The following is a 23,797-nucleotide window of genomic DNA, read 5'->3' as shown; positions in this document are numbered from 1 at the left end:
CCGCCCCCGCCGGCGCTGGAATCCCAGGCTCGCGAACGGTCGCGGGCCGAGGGTTCGACAGGCACCGTCCACGGACGACGGTCGGCAGTTATCGAACTCGCCGGCCGCCGTCGCCGTCGACCGCCCTGGATCCGTCGGGTGGCCCACTCGGAGGTACAACTATGGAAATCGAAATTGCCACGATAGGCGGTTACGAGGAAGTGGGACGACAGATGACTGCGGTGCGGGCGGGCGAGGATGTCGTGATCTTCGACATGGGTCTGAACCTCTCGAAGGTCCTGATTCACGACAACGTCGAAACCGAGCGGATGCACAGCCTGGACCTGATCGACATGGGCGCGATCCCCGACGATCGCGTCATGAGCGAGATCGAAGGCGACGTGAAGGCCATCGTGCCGACGCACGGTCACCTTGATCACATCGGCGCCATTTCGAAGCTGGCCCATCGCTACGACGCGCCGATCATGGCGACGCCCTTTACGATCGAGCTGGTCAAACAGCAGATCCAGGGCGAGGAGAAGTTCGGCGTCGAGAACGACCTCGTGAAGATGGAAGCCGGCGGGACGACCCGGATTGGTGACGACGGCGTCGAGCTGGAGTTCGTCAACGTCACCCACTCCATCATCGACGCGATCAATCCCGTCCTGCACACGCCGGAAGGATCGATCGTCTACGGGCTGGACAAACGGATGGATCACGATCCGGTCGTCGGCGATCCGATCGACATGGATCGGTTCCGTGAGATCGGTCGCGAGGGCGAAGGTGTCCTCTGTTACATCGAGGACTGTACGAACGCCCAGAAGAAGGGTCGGACGCCAAGTGAATCCGTCGCCCGACGGCATCTCAAGGACGTCATCTACAGCATGGAGGACTACGACGGCGGCATCGTCGCGACGACGTTCTCCAGCCACATCGCCCGCGTGAAAAGCCTCGTCGAGTTCGCCGACGATATCGGCCGCAAACCCGTCCTCCTCGGTCGATCGATGGAGAAGTACTCCGGGACGGCAGAGCGACTGGACTTCGTCGAGTTCCCCGAGGACCTGGGAATGTACGGTCACCGGAAGTCCGTCGATCGCACGTTCAAGCGAATCATGAGCGAGGGCAAAGAGAAGTTCCTGCCGATCGTCACCGGCCACCAGGGCGAACCACGCGCGATGCTCACTCGAATGGGGCGCGGCGACACGCCCTACGAACTCGAAGAGGGCGACAAGGTCATTTTCTCGGCGCGGGTAATCCCGGAGCCGACCAACGAAGGCCAACGCTACCAGAGCGAGACGCTCCTGCGGATGCAGGGCGCCCGGATCTACGATGAAGTCCACGTCTCGGGCCACCTCAATCGAGAGGGTCACTACGAAATGCTCGACGCCCTCCAGCCCGAACATCTCATCCCGGCCCACCAGGACATGGAAGGGTTCGCACCCTACGTCGAACTCGCCGAGAGTGAGGGCTACGAGATGGGCAAGGACCTGCACGTCACGCGAAACGGTAACGTGATCACGCTGGTCGAATAATCCGATGGCGATGACGGACACCGACGACTCGGCTGCGATCATGGAGGCCATCGAGTGGCGCCGTGAACAGGTCAACGAGGCCATTCCGGAGAACCTGCCGGTCGTCGAGCCGAAGAAGCTCTACGAGGCCTCACGATACCTGCTCGACGCCGGCGGCAAGCGACTCCGTCCGACAATCCTGCTGCTCGCCGCGGAATCGCTCGCTGACGTCCCTCCGCGGAGCGAGCCCTATCGCGAGTTCCCCACGGCCGATGGTCCGATCGACATGATGTCGGCGGCGGTGAGCATCGAGATCATCCAGTCGTTCACACTCATCCACGACGACATTATGGACGACGACGCGATGCGCCGCGGCGTCCCAGCTGTCCACGAGGCCTACAACCTCTCGACGGCGATCCTCGCGGGCGACACACTCTATGCGAAGGCCTTCGAGAACATGCTCGAAACTGGGACGACCGGCGATCGGTCGGTTCGAGCACTGTCGGAACTGGCGACTACCTGCACGCAGATCTGTGAGGGCCAATCGTTGGACATCGAGTTCGAGAACTACGAGGAGGTGACGACCGACCAGTACCTCGAAATGATCGAACTCAAGACCGCGGTGTTGTACGCCGCCGCGGCCTCGATCCCGGCGATCCTCATGGGGAAAGACGATCACATCGACGCCCTCTATCAGTACGGGCTGAACATCGGCCGTGGCTTCCAGATCCAGGACGACCTGCTCGACCTGACGACGCCAAGCGAGAAACTGGGCAAACAGCGCGGCAGTGACCTCGTCGAGAACAAGCGAACGATCATCACTGTCCACGCCCGCCAGCAGGGCGTCGACGTGGACGGCCTCGTTCCGGAGGATGACATCGACGCCGTCGAGGAGGAAACCATCGAGGAAGCGGTCGCGGAACTAGAGGACGCCGGCAGTATCGAATTCGCCCGCGAGACCGCCGAGGGGCTCATCCAGGACGGCAAGGACAACCTCGAAGTATTGCCGGACAACGAGGCCCGCGACTTGCTGGAAGGGATCGCCGATTTCCTGATCGAACGCGAGTACTGACCGGCAGGCCGTCTCGCCGAGATCCCGCAATCGGCCGAGTTTTATCCCCCTGGACGGTTAGACGCGGGCATGGACGACGATCTTCGCGAGCGCGTCGAGACGGCCGCCGAGGCCGATGCACTGTTCAACGCGCTCAAACACGACAGCGACGCCCAGGTCGGGGCCATTATGGGTCCGTTGATGGGCGACAATCCGGCGTTCCGCGAGTACGGCGACGAGATCCCGGGCGTCATCGCCCCTGTTGTCGAGCGCGTCAACGACCTCTCGACCGAGGAGAAACGCGAGAGGCTAGCCGAACTCGCACCCGAGCGTCTCGAAGAAATCGACGCCGAAGACGAGGAAGACGACCGGGCGCTGCCGGATCTCCCGAACACCGAAGAGTACGACGAGATCAGGATGCGAGTCGCCCCCAATCCCAACGGCCCGTGGCACATCGGTCACGCGCGGATGGCAGCCGTCGTCGGCACGTACAAGGACCGCTACGACGGGTATTTCCTCTGTCGGTTCGACGACACCGATCCCGAGACGAAACGACCCGATCTCGACGCCTACGACGAGATCCTCGATGCGATCGAGTACCTCGGATTCAGCCCAAATCGCGTGCTGAAGGCCAGCGATCGTCTGGAGACCTACTACGCCTACGCGCGAGACCTCATCGACCTCGGCGGGGCCTACACCTGTTCGTGTCCGGCCGAGGACTTCTCCGAACTGAAGAACAGTGGCGAGGCCTGTCCCCATCGGGAGAAGGATCCCGAGACAGTCCGCGACGAATTCCAGGGGATGATCGACGGGCTGTACAGCCCCGGCGAGATGGTCCTGCGGATCAAGACCGACATCGAACACAAGAACCCGGCCCTGCGGGACTGGGTCGCGTTCCGGCTTATCGACACCCCGCATCCCCGTCAAGAAGCCGCGGACTATCGCTGCTGGCCTATGCTGGACTTCCAGAGCGGGATCGACGATCACCTTACCGGCGTCACGCACATCATCCGTGGGATCGACCTGCAGGACTCGGCAAAGCGCCAGCAGTTCGTCTATGACTACTTCAACTGGGAGTACCCCGAAGTGATCCACTGGGGACACGTCCAGGTCGAGGCGTACGACGTTCCGATGAGTACCTCGACCATCAGGGACCTGATCGAGTCGGGGGAACTCGACGGCTGGGACGATCCCCGGGCGCCGACGATCGCCAGCCTCCGGCGGCGGGGGATTCGTGGCGAGGCCATCGTCGGCGCGATGGCCGAACTCGGGACCTCGACTAGCAACGTCGACCTGGCGATGTCCGCGATCTACGCGAACAACCGCGAACTGATCGACGACGAGACCGATCGAGCCTTTTTCGTCAGGGACGGTATCGAGATGAGCCTCTCCGGCGGCCCCGAACGCGGCCAGCCGCCGATCCATCCCACCCACGAGGAACGCGGCAAGCGGACGATCCCGGTCGGCTCGGCAGTGCTGGTCGAGGACGAAGACCTGCCGTCGGAGGGCGAGCGCGTCTGGCTGAAAGGCTACGGCTGTGTTCGCCGGATCGGCGAGCGAGCGTTCGAACACACCGACGATGACATCGAAGTCGTTCGCGAGGGTGACGTCGACGTGATCCACTGGGTACCCGCGACCAGAAGCGTCCCCGCACGACTGCGGACGACCGAGGGCGACGTGACCGGCCACGTCGAGCCCGGACTCCTCACGTACGACGAAGGCGAGATGGTCCAGTTCGTCCGCGTCGGCTTCGCCCGGATCGACGCCGTGCCCGAAGCGACCGACCCGACGGACGTCGGTGGGGACGACGAACTCGTCGCGTACTTCGCGCATCCGTGAACTGACCGAGTACGAGCCAACAAAACACTGAAACGGTCGAACTGTCATGGAGTCTCCTTCGTCAACGGATTCGAACAGAGGTCCGAACGTTCCCGCTGTTCCTGACGAGTACGAAACTCTCCCAACGGACAGCCACTGTGGCGTTCGAGACAGACTCCTCTGAAAGTGAAATCACCATTCCTTGACGAGAGGAGAATCATTAATAAACAAGTACTATCTTATTAGTCCTAATTATAAAAAATATTATATAATAGGTGGGTGATGGCAACGAGTGACGTATGAAGTTCACACGTCAGGAGTCACTGGACCGACTCCAGGAAACGGTGTCGAACGGCGAGCCGATCATCGGTGCGGGCGCGGGCACTGGCATCTCGGCGAAGTTCGCCGAGCGTGGTGGTGTGGACCTGTTGATTATTTATAATTCCGGACGGTACCGGATGAACGGCCGTGGATCGCTGGCAGGGCTGTTGCCGTACGGCGATGCCAACGAGATAGTTGTCGAGATGGGTCACGAAGTCATCCCGGTCGTCGAGGACACGCCAGTACTCGCGGGCGTCAACGGGACAGACCCCTTCCGGGAGATGGACGTTTTCATCGAAGATCTCAAGCGCCGCGGGTTCTCGGGCGTCCAGAACTTTCCGACGGTCGGACTCATCGATGCTGACAGCGGATTCCGCCAGAACCTGGAGGAGACAGGCATGGGTTACGACAAAGAAGTCGACATGATCCAGGAAGCGGTCGAACAGGACATGTTGACCTGTCCGTACGTCTTCACCGAGGAGCAAGCCCGCGAGATGGCCGAGGTCGGCGCTGACGTGATCGTCTCGCATATGGGTCTGACGACGTCGGGTGATATCGGGGCCGAGACGGCACTAGACCTCGAAGCCGCGGCGGAACGAGTCCAGGCCCACCACGACGCTGCCACGGCGGTCGACGAAGACGTCATGGTGATCTGCCACGGTGGCCCGATCGCCTGGCCCGAGGACGCGAGATACGTCCTGGAAAACACCGAGGGCGTCGTCGGGTTCTTCGGTGCGTCCAGTATCGAACGTCTCCCCACCGAGGAAGCCATCGAGAACCAGGCCCGGGAGTTCAAGGAGATCGATCTCTGAGATGTCCGACCACGAGTTCTTCGTCGAACCGGACGACGTCGAGAGCCAGTTGTTCGAGTGGGGCGTACTGAAGTGGTTGAGCACGCCAGATAGCACCGGCAGTGAACGATTCAGTGCGGGCGTGGTCAGACTCGAACCCGGAAAGGGTCACGACAGACATACTCATCCTGACAGCGACGAGATACTCTTTGTTATCCGTGGAGAAGGTAAACAGGAAGTCGCTGACCGAACCCGTGAGATAAACGCCGGTGAGATGGTGTTCGTGCCGCAGGGAGTCGAACACGGAACGATCAATACAGGCTGGGAACCGCTGTTGTTGCTCGCAGTCTACGCGCCTCCCGGTCCCGAAGAGGTCCTCGGAAACCATCCCGACTGTGAGATCGTTCCACCGGGCAAACTCCCGCTTTCGGAGAACGTCGAGGAGAGCCCATGAGTGTCGTCATTGTCGGTACTCTCGATACGAAAGGTGAGGAGATCGACTTCGCCAGGGACATCCTCCAGGCGGAGGGTGTTGGCGTCCACCTCGTCGATACGGGAGTGATAGACGACCCGAAAATCGAACCGGACACCGACGCGAGCGAGGTCGCGGAGGCGGCCGGAACGGGACTCGAACACTTACGAGAGAACGCAACGCGCGGCGAAGCCATCGAAGCGATGGGAGAGGGTGCGGCTATCATCGTCCAGCGAATGTACGAGGACGGAGAACTGGACGGCGTGCTCGGACTCGGGGGGTCGGGCAACACCTCGATCGCTACCACGGCGATGCGTACGCTGCCGGTCGGTGTCCCCAAAGTGATGGTCTCGACGATGGCTTCCGGCGACACCGAACCATACGTCGGTGCGAAGGACGTGATGATGATGTACTCGGTCGCCGACATCGAAGGGCTCAATCAGCTCTCCCGGAAGGTGATCGCCAACGCCGCACTGGCGATGGTCGGGATGGTCAGAAACCAACCGGAGGCCGATGTCGAGAAGAGACCGACGATCGGCATCACGATGTTCGGGGTCACGACGCCGTGCGTCCAGACCGCTCGCGAATATCTCGAAGACCGTGGATACGAGACCGTTGTCTTTCACGCGACCGGCACGGGCGGGCAGGCGATGGAAAACCTGATTCGCCAGGGAGTCATCGACGGGGTTCTCGACGTGACGACCACGGAATGGGCCGACGAGCTCGTCGGTGGGGTACTCAACGCCGGTCCAGAACGGCTGGACGCTGGCGCCGAAACGGGGACGCCACAGGTCGTCTCGACCGGCGCCCTGGACATGGTAAACTTCGGCCCGCGGGATTCCGTGCCCGAGGAGTTCGAAGGTCGGCAGTTCCACATCCACAATCCACAGGTCACACTGATGCGGACCACGCCCGAGGAAAACGCCGAACTCGGGAAGATCATTGCTGAAAAACTCTCGACGGCGAACGGCCCGACGGCGCTTTACCTGCCACTGGGCGGTGTCTCGATGCTCGACATCGAGGGAGAGGATTTCTACGATCCGGAAACCGACGAGGCGTTGTTCGACGCGATCCGGGCGAACCTCGACGAATCGATCGAACTTGTCGAGATGGAAACCGACATCAACGACGACGATTTCGCGGTGGCGATGGCGAAGAAACTCGACGAGTACATGCAGGCAGCGGGCGTCGGACCGAACGAGTAAACCTGGTATCGACCCTGAGGAACTCTCGCGGACAACGGTCGCTCGACCATCGGTCTCGCCGTCAGTTAACTATGCTTACATCGTCGATACGAATGCACGCCCACGTTCATCGGCTATTTCGAAACATGTGTCTCAGACGGCTTACCGCCGAGAGTGTGAATCCTCTCGCGATGGACCGTCGATGGCGGTCATTCACTGGCGCCGGTCCGCTCGTCTATTAGTGTATGTGAGAACGTACCCACCGGATCACAGATCGTGGCCGTTTCGCCTGCTATCGTGGCTCAGCCAACAGCTCTTCGAACCGTTCGCGCACCTTCTGGACTTTCGGCGCGGCGTGCATCTGACAGTAGGCATCTGTCGGGTTCTTTTCAAAATAGTCCTGATGCTTCTCCTCGGCACGGTAGAACTCCGCTAACTCGGTGAGTTCCGTCACGACCTCGTCGTCGTATTCGTCGTCCAGCGCCTCGATGTAGGCGGCGGCCGTCTCGCGCTGCTCCTCGTCGTGATAGAGGACGATCGAGCGATACTGCGTCCCCACGTCAGGGCCCTGGCGGTTGAGTTGGGTCGGGTCGTGGGTCGCGAAGAACACCTCGAGCAACTCGTCGTAGGTGATCACGTCGGGATCGTACTCGACTTGCACCACCTCGGCGTGGCCGGTCGTCCCCGAACAGACGTGCTGGTATGTCGGGGCTTCGACGTCACCGCCGGCGTACCCCGACGTGACCGATTCGACGCCATCGAGTTCCTTCATCGCGGCCTCGGTACACCAGAAACACCCGCCGCCGAACGTCGCCGTTTCCATGCTCGCCGGTAGGGGCGCGACGCGTATCAGGGTGACGAGCGCGGCGAATCTCGTGCCGTCCCCGAGTACGGCCCCAGCAATCCGTCTCGGAGTCGTCCATCACGTACGTTCCTGTTTGCCAGTAGCATCACAGGTATGGCTCTCACTGCCGGGGACGGTACTGCGGACGCTCGGCCGTCCGTCACAGGCGACGACGGGCCACCCGTCGCGCCACCGGATACGGTCGACCATCAGGACGCGCCGGAACGTCCCGTCGACGTAGCCGCCCTCCCGTGCATCATACGCGTGATACAGGAGCCAGTCCGATCCGTCGTCGAAGGTGGTGACGTCACCGTGTCCCGGCCCGGGAAATCGCTGACTGCCGGAGAGAACGGCGACCCCGCTGTGTTCCCTGTCGATGTCCCGCAGATCTGTTCCGCTCTGGTCGTGGTAGGGGCCGGTCAGTGACCGTGCCCGGCCGACCTCCAGTTCGTACGTACTGTCGAGGCCGGCACAGCAGTTCCCGGTCGAGAGGAACAGGTAGTAGTACCCGTTTCGCTCGTGGAGGATCGTCCCCTCGTATGCATCGCCAGCGAGCTGGAATTTCGTCCCGCTGACAGGCTCCAGTCCGTCGCTGGTGAGTTCGATCCCCCAGATGCCATAGAAGCTTCCGTAGAGCAGATACGGCGTCCCGTCCTCGCAGTGGAAGTACGGATCGATGTGGCCCGGCCTCCCCTCGGTCTCGTCGGTGATCACTGCGCCACGATCAGTGAACGGCCCGCTCGGATCGTCGGCAGTGGCAACGCCGATCCCGTAGGTGTGTCCGTCACGGGGAGCGAGCGAGTAATACAGGTAGTACTGTCCGTCGTAATAGGCGATGTCAGGGGCCCAAATGGAACCATAGACCCACCCCGGCCGCGAATCGAACCCCTCTCCGACGTACGTCCAGTCGACCAGATCCGTCGAGGATAGTATCGGTGTTAGTCGTTCGTCTGCGATGTCGCTACGCTTCATGTTGGTTCCGTACGCGTAGTAGGTACCATCGACGTGCAGGACTGTCGGGTCGGGAAAGTGCGGTTCGTACACCGGGTTCCGGTAGTAATCCGGACCCGAATCGATCATCGTCGATCCCACCGCTCCAGCGGCGGCGGTCCCAACCGCGCCGATTCCGGCCGCTTTCAGAAGCGTGCGCCTGCTGATACGCGTGTCCGTTCCCGTATTCAGCATACCCAAAACATTCCTGTCGGTTATATAAATAGTTGGCATTTCTGTTTGGTAGTGTTTAGTTTGTATCATTGTGCCATCGAGCGAAGGCTTGGGGCCACGATGCAACTGTTTCAGGATCGGCGTGGCTGAAGCAGTTCGAAAACGACGATATTCGGCGCTTCAGTTCTCAGAAAGGCGTTCGATGACATTCCGATTTCCGTAGCGAGCCATCTCCACGAGCGATATATGACAACTCCATCGTCTATAATACCTGCACGCCCAGTTCGAGACAGCAAGATCGAAGGCCGGTCGCACTCAGTCGTCGCTCTCGGCAACGCTGGCCTCGGCTGAGGCAGCCTCGCCCTCGTCTTCGAGGAAGTCGTCAGCGTCTAGGGCAGCCTTCGACCCCATCCCGCCGGCGGTGATCGCCTGCTGGTAGTGGTGATCGACCACGTCACCAGCCCCGAAGATGCCGGGGACGGCTGTCTCGGTCTGGCCGGCGCCGCGGCCACCCTGCGTGTGGATGTAGCCCGTCTCGTCGAGTTCGACGTCAGTTCCCTCCAGATACTCGGTGTTTGGCGTGTGACCGATCGCGAGGAACACCGCCCCGACATCCTGTTCGAAGTGCTCGACCTCGTCAGCTCGTTCCGAGTCGAGCTTCTCCGTGGGATGTCCTTCGGGGTGGCGAACCAGCGAGACGCTCTCGATCCCCTCCTCGCGGGAGCCGTGGATCTCGACGGCCTCGGTGTTGCGCATGATCTCGACGTCGCCTGCATCGACGTGTTCCATGATCCGGTCGACCCAATAGTCTTCCGCGCGGAACTGCTCGCGTCGGTGTGCCAGATAGACCGTGTCTGCGAACTTCGTCAGAAAGGAGGCTTCCTCCATCGCTGCGTCGCCGCCGCCGATCACGAGCATGTCCTCGTCGCGGAAGAACGCCCCGTCACAGGTCGCACACGTCGAAACGCCGTACCCCATGAGTTCGCCCTCGCCGGGGATACCGAGGGTGCGCGCGCTGGCACCGCTGGCGGCGATGAAGGCGTCGCAGGTGTAGACCGTCCCGTCCGAGAGCTCGACGCGGAAGGGCCGCGAGTCGTCGTCGATCGATTCGACGACGCCGTTCTCGACCTCGGCACCGAAGCTCTTTGCCTGCTCTTTCATGCGGTTGACCAGTTCCGTCCCGTCGATGCCGTCGGGAAACCCCGGATAGTTCGCCACGTCGGTCGTCAGGGTGAGTTGTCCGCCCGGTTCGTCTCCCTCCAGGACGAGAGGATCATTGTTCGCGCGGGCCGCGTAGGTGGCTGCCGTCAACCCCGCGATACCCGAACCGGCGATGACCAACCGGCGGTGGGCTGGGTTTGCAGTCATAGACATCTGTACTGGAGGATGGCGTTTGTAGCTTGCGCCCGCGGGTAATGACACGGCTCGTCCGCGTGTCACGATCAGGGCACGTAGGTCCCCTCCAGCATGTCCTCGGCAAGAACGTGTCCCTCGATGGCAGACTCGAGATCGTCTTTCGTCGCACCTGGTTGCAGAGACAGCGTCGTGTCCAGAGCGTACGCGACGAACCGGTAAGTGTGGCGGCCGTCAGGCGGGTTCGGACCACCATAACCACGCTCGCCGAAGTCGTTGCGTCCCTCACCGTCCGCAACGTCGTACTCCTCCGGAATCGTTGTGACGTCCGGCGGGACGTTCCAGACGACCCAGTGGTCCCAGATCTTCCCCGCGGGTTCGAGAGCGTCCGGATCGTCCATCACGACCGCCAGCGACTCCGTGTCATCCGGCACCCCAGCCAACGAAAGCGGCGGGTTGACGTTTCGTTCGGTGTATCCGTACTCCTCCGGGATCGGTGCCCCGTCGTCGAACGCAGGGCTGCGTATCGTGAACGATGACATCGCGATTCCCACGGGCGAGATCGCGAACCCGTGGCGTCCGGAAATTCGACTTCCCACGTTAAAATACTACCTCCCGGCAGACACATACGGAAACACATACAACCAGGATCCGGATAGGTCTCTCAGTCGAACCAGGTACGTATAATTTCCTACGTGGGATCCGCATATGAGTATACGCTGATGTTTTCGGCAATGAATCCGCGGTTGGAGCACACATACCACGACCCTTTGTGGTAATTATTGCCGTATCAGATCGCTCTGATAAGTTTCATATCCCTGGGGGACAGAGCCCTCTAGACATGGCGAGCACCGAAAGCGACCGGTGGCCGTCACCCTCCCGAAGGGGGAACTAACAAATGCGAAACGCCAAGATCGTCTGTACGCTCGGACCTGCATCGGAGTCGAAAGAGGAGATCAAGGAACTGGCCGAGGCCGGCATGTCGGTCGCGCGACTCAACGCCAGTCACGGTTCGCCGGAACACCGGCGGACGATGATCGACCGCATCCGCGAGGTCGACGCGGAACTGGACAAGTCCCTCGCGGTCATGCACGACATCCCTGGCCCGGAAGTGCGGACCGCGGCGATCCGCGACCCGATCGAACTCGAGGCGGGCACGACAGTCCGGTTCTACAAGGGCAACGACGCGACCCCGGAGGAAGTGGGGCTGTCAGTCGACATCTCCGTCGTGGAAGCGGGCGATAGCGTCTTACTCGACGATGGGCGCATCGAAACCACGGTCGAGAAGGTCGAAGACGGGGACGTCTACGCTCACGTCGAGAACGGCGGTGAACTCGGCGCTCGCAAGGGAGTCAACGTCCCCGGTGTGGAACTCGGACTCCCGTTCCCGACCGAGCAGGACCGGACGGAACTCGAAGTCGCCGCAGAGAAGGAAGTCGACCTCGTGGCGGCAAGTTTCGTCCGTGACGGCGACGACGTCCGCAAGATAGCCGATTTCCTCGAGGAGGAAGGGACCGAAGTCCCGGTCATCTCGAAGGTCGAGCGCAAAGGTGCCGTCGATAACCTGGACAGTATCATCGAGGCATCTTACGGCGTGATGGTCGCCCGCGGGGACCTCGGGGTCGAGTTGCCCCTCGAAGAGGTGCCGCTGTATCAGAAACGGATCATCCGGCAGTGCAACGAGGCGGGCGTCCCGGTCATCACGGCGACGGAGATGCTCGACTCGATGGAGGAGTCCCGCCGGCCGACGCGCGCGGAGGCCTCAGACGTGGCCAACGCAATCTTCGACGGGACGGACGCAGTGATGCTCTCCGGTGAGACGGCCATCGGCGAGCACCCGGCCCGCGTCGTCGCGACGATGGCCGACATCGTCAACGAGGTCGAACAGAGTCAAGAGTACGCGGAACTGCGCGAACAGCGGGTTCCGGACTCGGATAAGACCCGGACGGACGCACTGGCCCACGCAGCCCGAACGCTCTCGGAAGACATCGACGCCGAGGCGGTCGTCGCGGCCAGCGAGTCGGGATACACGGCGTTGAAAGTCGCCAAGTACCACCCCTCGATCCCGATCATCGCCTCCACACCCAGCGATCGGGTCCGCCGTCAACTCGCCCTCTCGCGGGGTATCTATCCGACGACGGCTCCCTTCACCACGCAGGGTGCGGACGCGATCGTCCGGAACGCCGTCCAATCCGCTCTGGACACCGGCATCGCCGAGAACGGCGACACCGTCGTCGTGATCTCGGGGATGATGACCGAACTCGAAGGCGTAAACACTTCGAACATGCTGAAGGTCCACGTAGCGGCCGAGACCGTCGCCTCCGGCCAGCCCATCGTCGAGGGGCTGGTTACCGGGGAACTCGTCAGGACGACCGACGGTGACCTCGGCAGCGTCCCCGAGGGTGCGATCCTCGCGGTCCCCGCCGATTTCGACGGCGAGCTCGCGGGCGATCCCGCCAAGCTCGCGGGCATCATCGACGGCCACGCCGACCGGCGTGGTCATGCCGCGGTCGTCGGCCGCCAGCAGGACATGCCGACAGTGAGCGACGTCACGCTACCCGACGATCTCCCGGACGGAACGACTGTGACTCTCGACGGAGAACGCGGTGTCGTCTACAAGGGTCCTCTGGGAACCCGCGAGGACTGATCGGTTCTCTTCTCCATCGACTCCGACCACTCAGTCCAGCTTTTCGATCCGGACAATCGGTCCACGTTGAGCGTGAAAACCTGACGTTCCGGTCCGATGCGAATATGTGCAGTTAAGTATCACACCGCCATCTGTCCAAGCAAATGGCCGTATATGCTGGGATCGACATCGGTGCGACGTACGTACGGGCGATCGTCGGCGACGAAGCCGGCGAGGAACTGGGGCGAAACCGTCAGGAAACTCCGCAGGGACCGACCGGGATCGACGTCACTGAAGGGGTTCTGAACACGTTACGAGGCGCTGCCGACAATGCGGGCGTCGATCCGACGGAACTCACGGCTGTCGGAATCGGGTCGGTCGGCCCGCTCAACCTCGCGGAAGGCGCCATCGGGAGCCCGGCGAACCTCCCGGACACAATCGATAAGATCCCGCTCACCGGCCCGATCGGCAATCTGACCGAGACGGACGAAGTCTACCTCCACAACGACGGGATCGCCGGCGTGATCGGCGAACGCTTCCACAGCGATCGTAACCCGGACGACATGGTGTATCTCACCATCTCGACGGGAATCGGCGCCGGTGTCTGTACCGACGGACACGTCCTCGCCGGCTGGGACGGCAACGCGGGCGAAGTCGGACACATGACGCTCGATCCGGAGGGAGAGATGTCCTGTGGCTGTGGTCAGGACGGACACTGGGAGGCGTACGCGTCGGGCCAGAACATCCCGCGATACGCCAGGGAGTTCTACCAGGCTGGCGACTGGGACACTGACATGCCGGTCATGTCCGCCGACTTTACTGCCCCCGACCTCTTCGAGTACGCAGGCGAGGACGAGTTCGCCGACGCGTTCATCGATCGCCTGGCCAGGTTCAACGCGATGGGCGTCGCCAACGTCGTCCAGGCGTACGCGCCGCTGGTGATCTACATCGGCGGCGCAGTCGCCGAGAACAACCCCGAACTGGTCGTCGAGAAGGTCAGGGAACGTCTGCCAGGGATGGTCTTTGGCAACGTCCCCGAGATCAAACTCACGACACTCGGTGATGACGTCGTTCTGAAGGGCGCTCTCGCCAGTTCCCTGACGGAAGGGACCGGCGACCGTCGGAAGCTGCAAGACTGATTTCGTCCGTTCTCCCGTTCGGGGAATCCGACGTTGGACCGCCGAAATTCTCCTCTGTGAATGGTTCTCCGTCATTGGTCTAGCCGGCTGCAGTCTTGAACGCGTCGGCTGCTGTTTCCCTGTGGATATCCGTCCGTCACTCCTCGCTTTCGCCCCGAACGGTCACGACTGGAACGGGTGAGGTTCGGACAGTTTTTTCGGCGGCGCTGCCCAGCAAGATCCGCTTGACGCCACGGCGGCCGGTCGTTCCCATTGTGACGACTTGACAGTCGAGCTCTTCGATGGCTGCGAGAATCCCGTCGTTGGGCGAGCCGATCTCGAGGTGCGTCGTGACTTCGACGTCGCGTGATTGTGCCATTGTGGCGATGTCGGCGACTGCATCCTGTGCTTCCTGATTGAACTCGCCTGGCTCGTCGCCACTGAGGTAGGTGCCGAGTTCGGCTGCCTCGACGACCGAGAGGGCGTGGACGGTTGCGTCCGTGGCTACCGCGAGATCCAGGGCGTGCTTGGCGGCCCGCTCGGCGATATCGCTCCCGTCAGTCGGAACCAGAATGTGCTCGTAGGGGAACGCGAACGTCTCCCCTTTCGCTATGCGCGCGGTCAGGACCGGGACTGTCGCGAGCCGGACTACCTTCTCGGTGACGCTGCCGAGCAAGTACCGCGCAAGTCCGTCGCGCCCGTGGGTTGGCATCACGATCAGGTCGTAGTCGTACTCGGTGGCGTACTCGACGATTGTCTGCGCCGGACTGCCTTGGACGACGTCGGTACTGTACTCGACGTCGAGGGCAGCAAGCGTCTCACCGGCGTCCTCGACGATCTCCTCACCACGTCGGAGGAGTCCGTCGATGACGTCCTGGTCGGTCGATGCAGTGCCGTATCGTTCGGTGTCGGCGACGTGCAACAACCGGATCTCACCGCCGAGGTGCTGGGCGATATCACCGGCGTGCTGGAGTACTTCTGCGGGCCCGTCCGTGTCGCCGATCGGGAAGAGAATTCGATTATACATTATCTTTTAGTAAAATTCTCAGGGCGGCATCAAAATAGTTTCCAACGTTCACGAGCAGAGTTTTCGTCCTCGAGGAGGACAGCGGTCTGCACACGCAGACGAGAAACCCGTCGGCGAGGATGTCAATGGGGCTCGTATAGTTTCTGAAAGGGAAGTGTCGGGAATCGCGGTTCGAGGCGGCTCGGCGGGCGGCCGTGACCGGTCGTCTGATCGGTGGTAACGCGATCAAAGACGCCGATGTCTGCGAGTTCATAGAGAATCCGCTTGACAGTCCCGGCCGAGAGGTCGACTCGTGCGGAGTCCGCGATTGCCTCGGTGGTCGCGGTGACCGTCGAGCGTCGATCGGCCTCGAGGTCCAGAAACGCCCGTAACACGCGCTGTCGGTTCGACGGCAGCGTCAAGACGACACCGAGAGATGTCCCGCCCCGCGGAACGGTGTCGATTCCCGCCGTAACGTCCTCGCTTCGGACTTTCTGTACACCATCGTCTTCTGCGATGACTGCCGCGCTGAACAGCGCTGCGAGCGCGTCGTGTGCGTTCCCGCCCGCCCAGGCGGCGATTCGCCGGCTCTGGTCGTACGCGAGTGCGTCCTGTGTCAGTCCGGACGAGCCGCGGGTCATCAACACGTCAATCAACACCTGCTGACTGTAGCCGGGGATCTCGATTTCAGCGATGTCTCCGAACCCATCGACGTTACTCGGTGGCGTCCGACCGACCAACACGGTCGAAATCGGATCGTTGAGCGTTTCCAAATTCGAACGGACAGCTGTCGGCGAGGGCTCGAATTCGTCGGCGTGATCCACCGCGACCACGGCCCCCACGAACTCCGAGAGCACCGATCGGAGCTCAGAGACAAGGTCGTCCGTGCTGATCCCTTTCGTGGGAGCGTCGCCGTCGGTCACGCCGTCGAGGACGTGACGATACAGCTTGAACTCGCTGTTTGCTTGACGAGCGTTCACGTAGACGAACCGGGGAAGTTCGGCGCTCTGTGCTCGCGTCGTCGTTCGAATCGCCGTTCGCGGCTGGGTCGCCGGTGCCTCCAGTCGGGAAAACAGCGCGGAGACGACGGCCGACTTGCCGCTGCCCGGTGGCCCCCAGACGTAGACGTCGGACGGGAGCGACTCGTCGAAAGCGGGATCGAGGTGATCGAGAACGCGTTCGACAATCGGCCCGCGGCCGTTCGGCTCCGAGACGTGGGCGGCTGGATTGAGGAGGTCGTAGTCGAGGACGAGCGTCTGGTCGGCCCCGCGCCGTCGTCGTCGTCTGATTCGCGTCTCGATGTCCATAGATCGCTACGCTGTTTCCGTATGATTTTTGACTCCCGATAAAAACCGCTCCGGTTTGACGGCTGACCGCCCCGCGGCTGCGAGACGTGTATTCGGGCCGGTCGAAACGCCGACTGTCACGACCTCTGAACGTGGATACGGGCTCGGGGAGTGTTCTATGTGCGGGGTCGGCGGATTCGACGCTATCAGTACCGCGCAACGGGGAGTACAGTGGGACTCGTTCGATCGTTGTCCGCTCATAGTACGTGATAGAGCCCGGCGGCGAGGAGCGCGCCCAGGATCGGTCCTACGATCGGCACCCAGGCGTAGGACCACCCTGACGATCCCTCGATCGGGAGGACCCTGTGTGCGATGCGCGGTCCGAGGTCACGTGCGGGGTTGATGGCGTAGCCGGTGGGTCCACCTAACGATAGCCCGATACCGAGAACAACCAGCGCGACCGGAAGGGCCGACAGTGCTCCGAGACCGAAGCCGACCTCTTGGCCGTCGATCGTAATCGACGTGAGGATCTCCCCAGTCATGGCATTAGCAAACCCGGCGGCGTCCATGTACAGGACCCCGAAAACCAATATGAACGTTCCGATGACTTCGGTGAGGACGTTGGCCGGGTAGTTCCGGATTTCGGGCATCGTAGAGAAGATTTCGAGTTGCAGGCGCTTCTCTTCGGTTGCGGCGAACTGGTCTTTGTACGCCAGCCACACCGTGATGCCACCCAGAAATCCACCGAGCGTTTGTGCAGCGATGTAGGCAGGGACCTGCGCCCAGTCGAACAACCCGGCAGCAGCGAGTCCGATCGTCACGGCCGGGTTGATGTGACCGCCACTGACCTGGCTGATGGTGAACACACCCATAAACACCCCGATGGCCCATCCCCACGTGATGACGATCCAGCCGCCGCCGCCTCCTTTTGTCTTGTTGAGCGTGACATTGGCGACGACGCCGCCGCCAAAGATAATGAGGATCGCTGTTCCGATGACTTCTGCGACGTATGGATGCATAGCTCGGTGTTCAGTTGAATGGCCGTTTTGTCACGCCGATGCCGACGGACGGGCGATCGGGAAGTCCAGCCGCCACGGTCACTCCTCCATTGCCCACCCGAGTGAGCGGCTGACGGCGTCGTCCCAGCGACTGTACATCGCATCGGCCTTCTCGGAGTCGACCTCGGGGCTGAACCGGCGATCGAGCTGCCAGTTGTTCCTGAGCTCCCCGAGTGATTCCCAGTAGCCGACGGCGAGACCGGCAGCGTAGGCGGCTCCGAGCGCCGTCGTCTCGTCGACTTCCGGTCGTTCGATCTCGGTCTGGATGATGTCACTCTGGAGCTGTGTCAGGAAGTTGTTCTTCACGGCACCGCCGTCGACCTTCAGTGACGTCGTCTCGATGCCCGAGTCGGCCTCCATGGCTTCGGCGACGTCACGGGTCAGATAGCCGATCGATTCGAGCGTCGCGCGAACGATGTGTTCTTTCTGTGTGCCCCGCGTCATGCCGACGATCGTCCCGCGTGCGCGGCCATCCCAGTGTGGTGCGCCGAGGCCAGTGAACGCGGGCACCATGTAGACGCCGTCGGTCGAGTCGACCGACCGCGCAAGATCCGCCGTCTGGGCGGCGTTGTTGATGAGGTCGACGTCCTCGAGCCACTCGATCGCTGCCCCCGTGACGAAGATTGAGCCTTCCAGGGCGTACTGGACGGGTTCGCCCGATCGCTGGAAGCCGATCGTCGTGAGGAGGCCGTGATCGGATTCGACGGCCTCATTTCCGGTGTTCATCAGGTAGAACGACCCGGTCCCGTAGGTGTTCTTCGCGTCGCCCTCGTCGAAGCAGGTCTGGCCGAACAGTGCGGCTTGCTGGTCACCGAGCGCACCCGCGACGGGGATTTTCGCCCCGAGAAAACCATCGGGATCAGTGTACCCGTAGACGTTCTCGTCGGAGGACGGTCGTACCTCAGGGAGCATCGTTTCGGGCACGCCGAACTCTGCGAGGAGGTCGTCGTCCCACGCCAGGTCGTGGATGTTGTACAGCATCGTCCGGGACGCGTTGGTCACGTCCGTGATGTGATTGCCGGTGAGGTTGTAGACCAGCCAGGAGTCGGGCGTCCCGAGGAGGAGTTCGCCGGCTTCGGCTCGGTCGTGGAGGTCATCCGCGCGCGCACTCTGCATCTTGAGCGGTTCGGCGTTCTCTAAGAGCCACTCCGCTTTCGTCGCCGTGAAGTAGGCGTCGGCCTCCAGGCCGGTCTTTCCGCGGATCCACTCGATCTTCTCGGCCTCTTCGAGGTCCTCGACGCGATCGGTCGTGCGGCGGTCCTGCCAGACCAGCGCGTTGTGGATCGGTTTGCCGGTGTCACGATCCCAAACGATGGTCGTCTCGCGTTGATTCGTAATCCCGATCCCGTCCAGCTGGTCCGCGTCGATCCCGGCGTCCGCGAGGGCTTCGCTGACGACCTCTTTGGTGTTGTCCCATATCTCGAGGGGATCGTGTTCGACCCAACCGGGCTCGGGGTAATGCTGTTCGTGTGTCTCGTAGGCGTTCGCGACGACCTGTCCTTCGTGGTCGAAGACCATGAAGCGAGTTCCGGTCGTCCCCTGGTCGATCGCGCCAATGTAGGTGTCCGTCATGGATGGTGCTGTGACGACGGTACTTTATTATTGTTGGTACCGGTCTGTCCGTATACAATTGGATCGTACATTATAAATTCTCCGACTATACGAGATATAACCGGAAAATGCAGCCGTTTTTGGGTGGTCGAATAGGTTATTTATTGCCAGCTACAGTACCAAAGTAACAATAAAGTGTGTGCGGATAGTTAGCAGTGATATTGAATGACCGCTACATCACCAGACGTGCTCGTTATCGGTGGCGGCTCGACAGGGGTCGGGATCGCCCGCGACGCGGCGATGCGGGGGTTCGACGTGACACTGGTCGAGAAGGGGAATCTCACCCACGGCACGACCGGTCGGATGCACGGCTTGCTCCACAGCGGTGGCCGGTATGCCGTCTCCGACCAGGCGAGTGCCAGAGAGTGTATCGAGGAGAATATGATTCTCCGGGATATCGCCGCCCACTGCGTCGAAGATACGGGCGGTCTGTTCGTCAAACGTCCGGAGGATTCTGCGGAGTACTATCAGCGAAAACTAGAGGGGCTTGTCGAGTGCTCGATTCCCGCGACCGAACTCACTGCCCAGGAGGCACGCGCACGCGAACCGTTTCTCGCCCGTGACATCGACAAGGCGATCGAAGTGCCCGACGCGGCGATCGATCCGTTCCGGCTGTGTGTGGCCAACGCGAAGAGCGCCCAGGACCACGGCGCTCGCATCGAGACGTTCTCGGAAGTGACTGACTTGCTGGTCGAAGATGGCGAGATCGTCGGAGCAGAGATCACCCACGAGAGTGGCGCGGGCAAACGCGTCCACGGTACCGAAGGGACCGTCGAGGAGATTCATGTCGATCACGTCGTCAACGCCGCGGGGGCCTGGACGGGCGAGATCGCAGCGATGGCCGACATCGACGTCGAAGTCCGCCCCTCGAAGGGCGTGATGACCATCATGAACGTCCGGCAGGTCGACACCGTGATCAACCGGTGTCAGCCCAAGGGCGACGCCGACATCGTCGTTCCCCACGAGACGACCGCGATCCTCGGGACGACAGACGAGGAGGTCGGCGATCCCGCGGACTATCCCGAGGAACAGTGGGAGGTCGACCTCATGATCGAGGAACTGGCCAAGCTCGTCCCGATCCTCGAAGACGCACGGACGATCCGCTCCTTTTGGGGCGTCCGCCCGCTGTACGAACCACCCGAGACCGGGACCGACGACCCGACGGACATCACGCGGGAGTTCTTCCTGCTCGATCACGACGAGCGAGACGCTTTCCCCGGCATGACGACCATCGTCGGCGGGAAACTCACGACCTACCGGCTGATGGCCGAGCAACTCGTCGACCATCTCGCCGGGAAATTCGGACTGGACAGCACGTCTCGGACGGCCGAGGAACCGCTCCCGGGCAGCGAAGACGAGAGCGTCCTCGACGAGGCGATGGACGACTTCGGGCTGCGCTCGCCGGTCGCAAAACGTAGCGCCGAGCGCCTGGGATCCCGGACTGCGGACGTGCTCGATACCGACGAGCCGAACCCGGTCGTCTGCGGGTGTGAGGCCGTGACCCGCGCGGAGGTAGCCGACGCCATCGAACAATCAGGGACCGATCTCAACGCCGTCCGGATCCGCACCCGGGCCGGGATGGGGAACTGCCAGGGCGGCTTTTGCAGTCATCGCCTGGCGAACGAACTCCACCCGGAGTTCGACGAGGGACAAGCACGGGCGGCACTCGACGAACTCTATCAGGAGCGCTGGAAGGGCCAGCGTCACGCGCTCTGGGGGAAACAGCTCTCCCAGGCGATGATCACCTACGCCATGCACGCGCTGACGATGAACCGCGACCGCGATCCGGCGACGAGCGAGGACGCGCCCGACTTCGGTGCGTTCGACGCCGGCCCGGCGAGTACTCCTGGGGCGGCCGAGGACGGTGAGTCGGCGGACGGCGCGACGGGCGTCGTTACCGACGGTAGCGGAGGTGATCGCCGTGGCGATTGATTCGGACGTGCTCGTGATCGGGGGCGGGATCGCCGGCCTCTCGGCCGCACTATCCGCGGCGCGTGAGGGGGCTGAAGTACGCCTCGTCACCGAGGCCGAGACGACGTTACATCACGCTAGCGGGCTACTCGACGTCCTCGGATACACGCCGGATGGCGAGGGGCCGGTGGTCGATCCGTTCGCGACGATCGGGGATCTTCCGGACAGCCACCCGTACGCGATCGTCGGCGAGCGAACGGTCCGGGACGGACTGGCAATGATCGACGAGGTACTGGGCGAGACCTATCGGGGCGAACACACCGACGCCAACGCCCTGGTGCCGACCCACGGCGGGACAGTCAAGCCGACGGCGCGGTATCCCGCGAGCGTCGCGGCGGGCCTCGCCAGCGACGACCGGGACGTCCTGCTGGTCGACTTCGAGCGCCTCACCGGCTTCGACGCCGGCGTAGCCGCCGACCACCTCGCGGACGGAGGAATCCCGGCCGAAACGAGTGCCGCGACCGTCGAGTTTCCGGTCACCGTCCGCGACGACGCGAAAGTGACCCGGTATGCTCATCTGCTCGATGAGAACCCGACTGTCACCGTCGACGGCCGCGACCGCCACGTCCGGGCTGCCCTCGCTGACGCAATCGATCCCCACACCGGGGACGCAAAACGGGTCGGACTCCCCGCCGTGCTGGGTGTCGACCACCCGGCGGAAATCAGGGCCGAACTGGGAGAGCGCCTCGACGCAGCGGTCTTCGAGGTTCCGATGGGGCCGCCCAGTGTTCTGGGCACCCGACTCGAAGACTGGCTCTACGCCGTCCTCGACGACGCCGGCGTGGAGATCGAGGCCGGCGGCGGCCCGATCGTGAACTTCGACGCCGACGACAGGACGATCTCGGAGGTCTACATGGACCGGTCGGGAAGTCCGATCCCCTACGGGGCCGAGCAGTACGTTCTCGCGACGGGAGACGTAGCGGGCGGCGGTATCGACTCGGATCGCGATGGTGTCGCCGAGCCGATCTTCGACTGTCACGTGCCACATCCATCGGACCGTTACGAGTGGTTCAACGACGATGCGTTCGGCGATCACGCCTTCGTAACGTTCGGCGTCGTCGTGGACGAGACGCTCCGGCCGATCGACGACGCGGACGATCCCGAGTTCGCGAATTTGCGGGCGGCGGGGGCCGTGATCGGCGGCTACGACTACCCCGCAGAGAAATCCGCGAGTGGGGTTTCGATCGCGACTGGCTACGCCGCCGGTCGGCATGCGGCGAGGGAGGTCTGATCCATGAGTGATACAGAATCACGAGACAGTAGAGAGGTCGAACAGAGTGACACGGAGGACGGTTACGAGCCACGCGACATCTTCGGGACGACCACCGAGATGGACCTCCGGTCCGGAGCCGACAACTGCACGAAAGTCGGGACTTGCGACGCTGAGTGCCCGGTCGCCGAGGTCGACGACGATTTCCCCGGCCCGCAGTTCCAGGGACCCGAGCAGTGGCGACTCTCCTCGAAGGGCGACGTCGAGATCGACGACTCGGTCACGAAGTGTTCGAACTGTCTTCGCTGCGATAGCGGTTGTCCCTCCGGCGTGCCCTTCAGCGAGATGCACAATACAGCGCGGGCGAAATACGTTCTGGAGGACCAACCTCTCTCGATCAAGAAAATCCGCAACCGCATCCTGGCCAACTACCGGACATCGGCCTGGCTCGCCTCGAAACTTCCCCGGACAGCGAACTTCTTCATGAACAACGGGATCGTCCGGTGGCTCATGGAGAAGACCATGAAGATTCCCAGCGAACGCGAGTTCCCGGAGTTCGCCACCCAGACATTCAGAGAGTGGTGGGCAGAGCGAGGTGGCGAAGCCACCTCGAAAGAGCGAGCGCAGGAAGCGCGAGCACAGCGTGGCGACGCGCCGGTCCACAGCGATGAGAAGCGCGTCGCGTACTTCCACGGCTGTTACTCGAACTACAACACGACCCAGGTCGCCAAGTCGATGGTCCGGGCCTACGAGTCGTTGGGCTACGAGATCACCGTCCCGAAACAGAAGTGCTCGGGGACGCCGATGTTCGCAAACGGCCGGGTCGACGATGCCCGGCGACATGCGAAGGTCAACGTCGAGCATCTCGGCGACGCGATCGAGGACGGCTACGACGTGATCTGCACCTGTTCGTCCTGCTCGCTGGCACTCCGTCAGGAGTATCCCGACCTGTTCGACCTCGATGGCATCGACGAACTCGCCGCCCACACCTACGACGCCCTGGAGTACCTCCGGATCCACGAGGATCTGGAGGCGGAACTCGAAGGGGCGACAGTCGACGCTCCCGACGTGGCCTACCACGCGCCGTGTCACTCCCGCAATCAGGGGTTGGGACGACAAGCCGTCGAACTCTTCGCTGACGTCGACGGCGTTGCCGTGACCGACGTTGGCGACTCCTGTTCGGGTATCTCGGGCACGTACGGCTGGAAGGCCGAAAAGTACGAGACCTCGATGGCGATCGGCGAAGAGATGTTCGAGCACATGGAGGCGGTAGACGCCGAGACCGGGATGACCGAGTGTCCGACCTGCGCGATGCAGATGGAACACGGTACCGGCTACGAGATCATGCACCCGATCGAAGTACTCGAGACGGCACTCACCTGAGCAAGGCCGAGAGACGTTAGCGAAGGGGATCCATCGGGGA

General features: G+C 62.5%; 19 protein-coding genes and 1 pseudogene. 11 read left to right on the top strand and 9 right to left on the bottom strand.

Going from position 1 to position 23,797, the window contains the following annotated elements; translation table 11 throughout:
* Nucleotides 1-161: 161 nt before the first annotated feature.
* The 6 genes from E3374_RS03900 (at nt 162) to E3374_RS03875 (ending at nt 7,148) form a co-directional block, all read left to right on the top strand.
* Nucleotides 162-1,511 carry a ribonuclease J gene (locus E3374_RS03900; protein ID WP_136687720.1) on the top strand — a complete coding sequence of 450 codons (1,350 nt, stop codon included), beginning with the start codon at nt 162-164 and terminating at the stop codon, nt 1,509-1,511.
* 10 nt (nt 1,512-1,521) lie between these two features.
* Nucleotides 1,522-2,562 carry a geranylfarnesyl diphosphate synthase gene (gene idsA3, locus E3374_RS03895; protein WP_136687878.1) on the top strand — a complete coding sequence of 347 codons (1,041 nt, stop codon included), beginning with the start codon at nt 1,522-1,524 and terminating at the stop codon, nt 2,560-2,562.
* A 69-nt stretch (nt 2,563-2,631) separates the two neighbouring features.
* Nucleotides 2,632-4,380: a glutamate--tRNA ligase gene (locus E3374_RS03890; protein ID WP_136687719.1), complete on the top strand. Its 1,749-nt coding sequence runs from the start codon at nt 2,632-2,634 to the stop codon at nt 4,378-4,380.
* A gap of 278 nt (nt 4,381-4,658) precedes the next feature.
* Nucleotides 4,659-5,492, top strand: coding sequence for a phosphoenolpyruvate hydrolase family protein (locus E3374_RS03885; protein WP_136687718.1), 834 nt, complete (start codon nt 4,659-4,661; stop codon nt 5,490-5,492).
* A gap of 1 nt (nt 5,493) precedes the next feature.
* Entirely contained in the window at nt 5,494-5,925 is a 432-nt protein-coding gene (locus E3374_RS03880) for a cupin domain-containing protein (RefSeq protein ID WP_136687717.1), read from the top strand.
* Entirely contained in the window at nt 5,922-7,148 is a 1,227-nt protein-coding gene (locus tag E3374_RS03875) for a Tm-1-like ATP-binding domain-containing protein (protein WP_136687716.1), read from the top strand. Before E3374_RS03880 ends, E3374_RS03875 begins: the two co-directional genes overlap by 4 nt.
* Before the next feature lie 271 nt (nt 7,149-7,419).
* On the opposite strand, the gene msrA is transcribed toward E3374_RS03875, so the two are convergent.
* From msrA to E3374_RS03855, 5 genes and pseudogenes are all read right to left on the bottom strand, one after another.
* A complete protein-coding gene (gene msrA, locus E3374_RS03870) occupies nt 7,420-7,950 on the bottom strand; it encodes a peptide-methionine (S)-S-oxide reductase MsrA (protein WP_136687715.1) in 531 nt (176 codons plus the stop codon).
* A 99-nt stretch (nt 7,951-8,049) separates the two neighbouring features.
* On the bottom strand, nt 8,050-9,156 hold the full coding sequence (locus E3374_RS03865; RefSeq protein WP_169051768.1) for a family 43 glycosylhydrolase: 1,107 nt from the start codon (nt 9,154-9,156) through the stop codon (nt 8,050-8,052).
* Between the two features lie 55 nt (nt 9,157-9,211).
* Nucleotides 9,212-9,369: pseudogene (locus E3374_RS17540) on the bottom strand (IS6 family transposase); the annotation flags it as partial.
* An 81-nt stretch (nt 9,370-9,450) separates the two neighbouring features.
* A complete protein-coding gene (locus E3374_RS03860; protein WP_136687713.1) occupies nt 9,451-10,503 on the bottom strand; it encodes an NAD(P)/FAD-dependent oxidoreductase in 1,053 nt (350 codons plus the stop codon).
* A gap of 74 nt (nt 10,504-10,577) precedes the next feature.
* Nucleotides 10,578-11,030: a YbhB/YbcL family Raf kinase inhibitor-like protein gene (locus E3374_RS03855; RefSeq protein WP_136687712.1), complete on the bottom strand. Its 453-nt coding sequence runs from the start codon at nt 11,028-11,030 to the stop codon at nt 10,578-10,580.
* A 356-nt stretch (nt 11,031-11,386) separates the two neighbouring features.
* Here E3374_RS03855 and pyk point away from each other — a divergent pair, with 356 nt between their 5' ends.
* The gene (gene pyk, locus E3374_RS03850) at nt 11,387-13,135 is read left to right on the top strand and encodes a pyruvate kinase (protein ID WP_136687711.1); all 1,749 of its coding nucleotides are present in this window, start codon (nt 11,387-11,389) and stop codon (nt 13,133-13,135) included.
* A gap of 143 nt (nt 13,136-13,278) precedes the next feature.
* On the top strand, nt 13,279-14,253 hold the full coding sequence (locus tag E3374_RS03845) for an ROK family protein (protein WP_136687710.1): 975 nt from the start codon (nt 13,279-13,281) through the stop codon (nt 14,251-14,253).
* A gap of 136 nt (nt 14,254-14,389) precedes the next feature.
* Here E3374_RS03845 and E3374_RS03840 read toward each other — a convergent pair whose 3' ends face one another.
* The 4 genes from E3374_RS03840 to glpK all read right to left on the bottom strand — a co-directional run bounded on the left by E3374_RS03840 (nt 14,390) and on the right by glpK (nt 19,154).
* Complete coding sequence (locus tag E3374_RS03840; protein WP_136687709.1) at nt 14,390-15,259, bottom strand: universal stress protein; 870 nt, start codon at nt 15,257-15,259, stop codon at nt 14,390-14,392.
* A 122-nt stretch (nt 15,260-15,381) separates the two neighbouring features.
* Nucleotides 15,382-16,545 carry a Cdc6/Cdc18 family protein gene (locus E3374_RS03835; RefSeq protein WP_136687708.1) on the bottom strand — a complete coding sequence of 388 codons (1,164 nt, stop codon included), beginning with the start codon at nt 16,543-16,545 and terminating at the stop codon, nt 15,382-15,384.
* 236 nt (nt 16,546-16,781) lie between these two features.
* The gene (locus E3374_RS03830; protein ID WP_136687707.1) at nt 16,782-17,543 is read right to left on the bottom strand and encodes an MIP/aquaporin family protein; all 762 of its coding nucleotides are present in this window, start codon (nt 17,541-17,543) and stop codon (nt 16,782-16,784) included.
* 78 nt (nt 17,544-17,621) lie between these two features.
* Complete coding sequence (gene glpK, locus E3374_RS03825; protein WP_136687706.1) at nt 17,622-19,154, bottom strand: glycerol kinase GlpK; 1,533 nt, start codon at nt 19,152-19,154, stop codon at nt 17,622-17,624.
* Nucleotides 19,155-19,358: 204 nt separating this feature from the next.
* Between glpK and glpA the strand changes: the two genes are divergently transcribed.
* From glpA to E3374_RS03810, 3 genes are read left to right on the top strand one after another with little or no spacing between them, the layout of a single operon-like run.
* A complete protein-coding gene (glpA, locus tag E3374_RS03820) occupies nt 19,359-21,125 on the top strand; it encodes an anaerobic glycerol-3-phosphate dehydrogenase subunit GlpA (RefSeq protein ID WP_136687705.1) in 1,767 nt (588 codons plus the stop codon).
* Nucleotides 21,115-22,395 (top strand): glycerol-3-phosphate dehydrogenase subunit GlpB, encoded by a 1,281-nt coding sequence (gene glpB, locus E3374_RS03815; RefSeq protein ID WP_169051767.1) that lies wholly within the window; start codon nt 21,115-21,117, stop codon nt 22,393-22,395. The genes glpA and glpB overlap by 11 nt, the downstream gene beginning before the upstream one ends.
* A gap of 3 nt (nt 22,396-22,398) precedes the next feature.
* Nucleotides 22,399-23,757 (top strand): anaerobic glycerol-3-phosphate dehydrogenase subunit C, encoded by a 1,359-nt coding sequence (locus tag E3374_RS03810; protein WP_136687704.1) that lies wholly within the window; start codon nt 22,399-22,401, stop codon nt 23,755-23,757.
* The last annotated feature ends 40 nt before the right edge of the window (nt 23,758-23,797 follow it).

The organism is Halorhabdus amylolytica (genome assembly GCF_004944975.1).
Lineage (GTDB): Archaea > Halobacteriota > Halobacteria > Halobacteriales > Haloarculaceae > Halorhabdus > Halorhabdus amylolytica.
Note: the sequence above shows the minus strand (reverse complement) of the source record. Positions and strands in the feature narration are given on the sequence as shown.

What these genes read in the sequence shown, in the direction of transcription:
- E3374_RS03845 (WP_136687710.1), top strand. Translation starts at nt 13,279, where the DNA reads ATGGCCGTATATGCTGGGATCGACATCGGTGCGACGTACGTACGGGCG.
- E3374_RS03885 (WP_136687718.1), top strand. Translation starts at nt 4,659, where the DNA reads ATGAAGTTCACACGTCAGGAGTCACTGGACCGACTCCAGGAAACGGTG.
- E3374_RS03855 (WP_136687712.1), bottom strand. Translation starts at nt 11,030, where the DNA reads ATGTCATCGTTCACGATACGCAGCCCTGCGTTCGACGACGGGGCACCG.
- msrA (WP_136687715.1), bottom strand. Translation starts at nt 7,950, where the DNA reads ATGGAAACGGCGACGTTCGGCGGCGGGTGTTTCTGGTGTACCGAGGCC.
- E3374_RS03830 (WP_136687707.1), bottom strand. Translation starts at nt 17,543, where the DNA reads ATGCATCCATACGTCGCAGAAGTCATCGGAACAGCGATCCTCATTATC.
- E3374_RS03810 (WP_136687704.1), top strand. Translation starts at nt 22,399, where the DNA reads ATGAGTGATACAGAATCACGAGACAGTAGAGAGGTCGAACAGAGTGAC.
- idsA3 (WP_136687878.1), top strand. Translation starts at nt 1,522, where the DNA reads ATGACGGACACCGACGACTCGGCTGCGATCATGGAGGCCATCGAGTGG.
- pyk (WP_136687711.1), top strand. Translation starts at nt 11,387, where the DNA reads ATGCGAAACGCCAAGATCGTCTGTACGCTCGGACCTGCATCGGAGTCG.
- E3374_RS03835 (WP_136687708.1), bottom strand. Translation starts at nt 16,545, where the DNA reads ATGGACATCGAGACGCGAATCAGACGACGACGACGGCGCGGGGCCGAC.
- E3374_RS03875 (WP_136687716.1), top strand. Translation starts at nt 5,922, where the DNA reads ATGAGTGTCGTCATTGTCGGTACTCTCGATACGAAAGGTGAGGAGATC.
- E3374_RS03880 (WP_136687717.1), top strand. Translation starts at nt 5,494, where the DNA reads ATGTCCGACCACGAGTTCTTCGTCGAACCGGACGACGTCGAGAGCCAG.
- E3374_RS03900 (WP_136687720.1), top strand. Translation starts at nt 162, where the DNA reads ATGGAAATCGAAATTGCCACGATAGGCGGTTACGAGGAAGTGGGACGA.
- E3374_RS03860 (WP_136687713.1), bottom strand. Translation starts at nt 10,503, where the DNA reads ATGACTGCAAACCCAGCCCACCGCCGGTTGGTCATCGCCGGTTCGGGT.
- glpA (WP_136687705.1), top strand. Translation starts at nt 19,359, where the DNA reads ATGACCGCTACATCACCAGACGTGCTCGTTATCGGTGGCGGCTCGACA.
- E3374_RS03865 (WP_169051768.1), bottom strand. Translation starts at nt 9,156, where the DNA reads ATGCTGAATACGGGAACGGACACGCGTATCAGCAGGCGCACGCTTCTG.
- E3374_RS03890 (WP_136687719.1), top strand. Translation starts at nt 2,632, where the DNA reads ATGGACGACGATCTTCGCGAGCGCGTCGAGACGGCCGCCGAGGCCGAT.
- glpK (WP_136687706.1), bottom strand. Translation starts at nt 19,154, where the DNA reads ATGACGGACACCTACATTGGCGCGATCGACCAGGGGACGACCGGAACT.
- E3374_RS03840 (WP_136687709.1), bottom strand. Translation starts at nt 15,259, where the DNA reads ATGTATAATCGAATTCTCTTCCCGATCGGCGACACGGACGGGCCCGCA.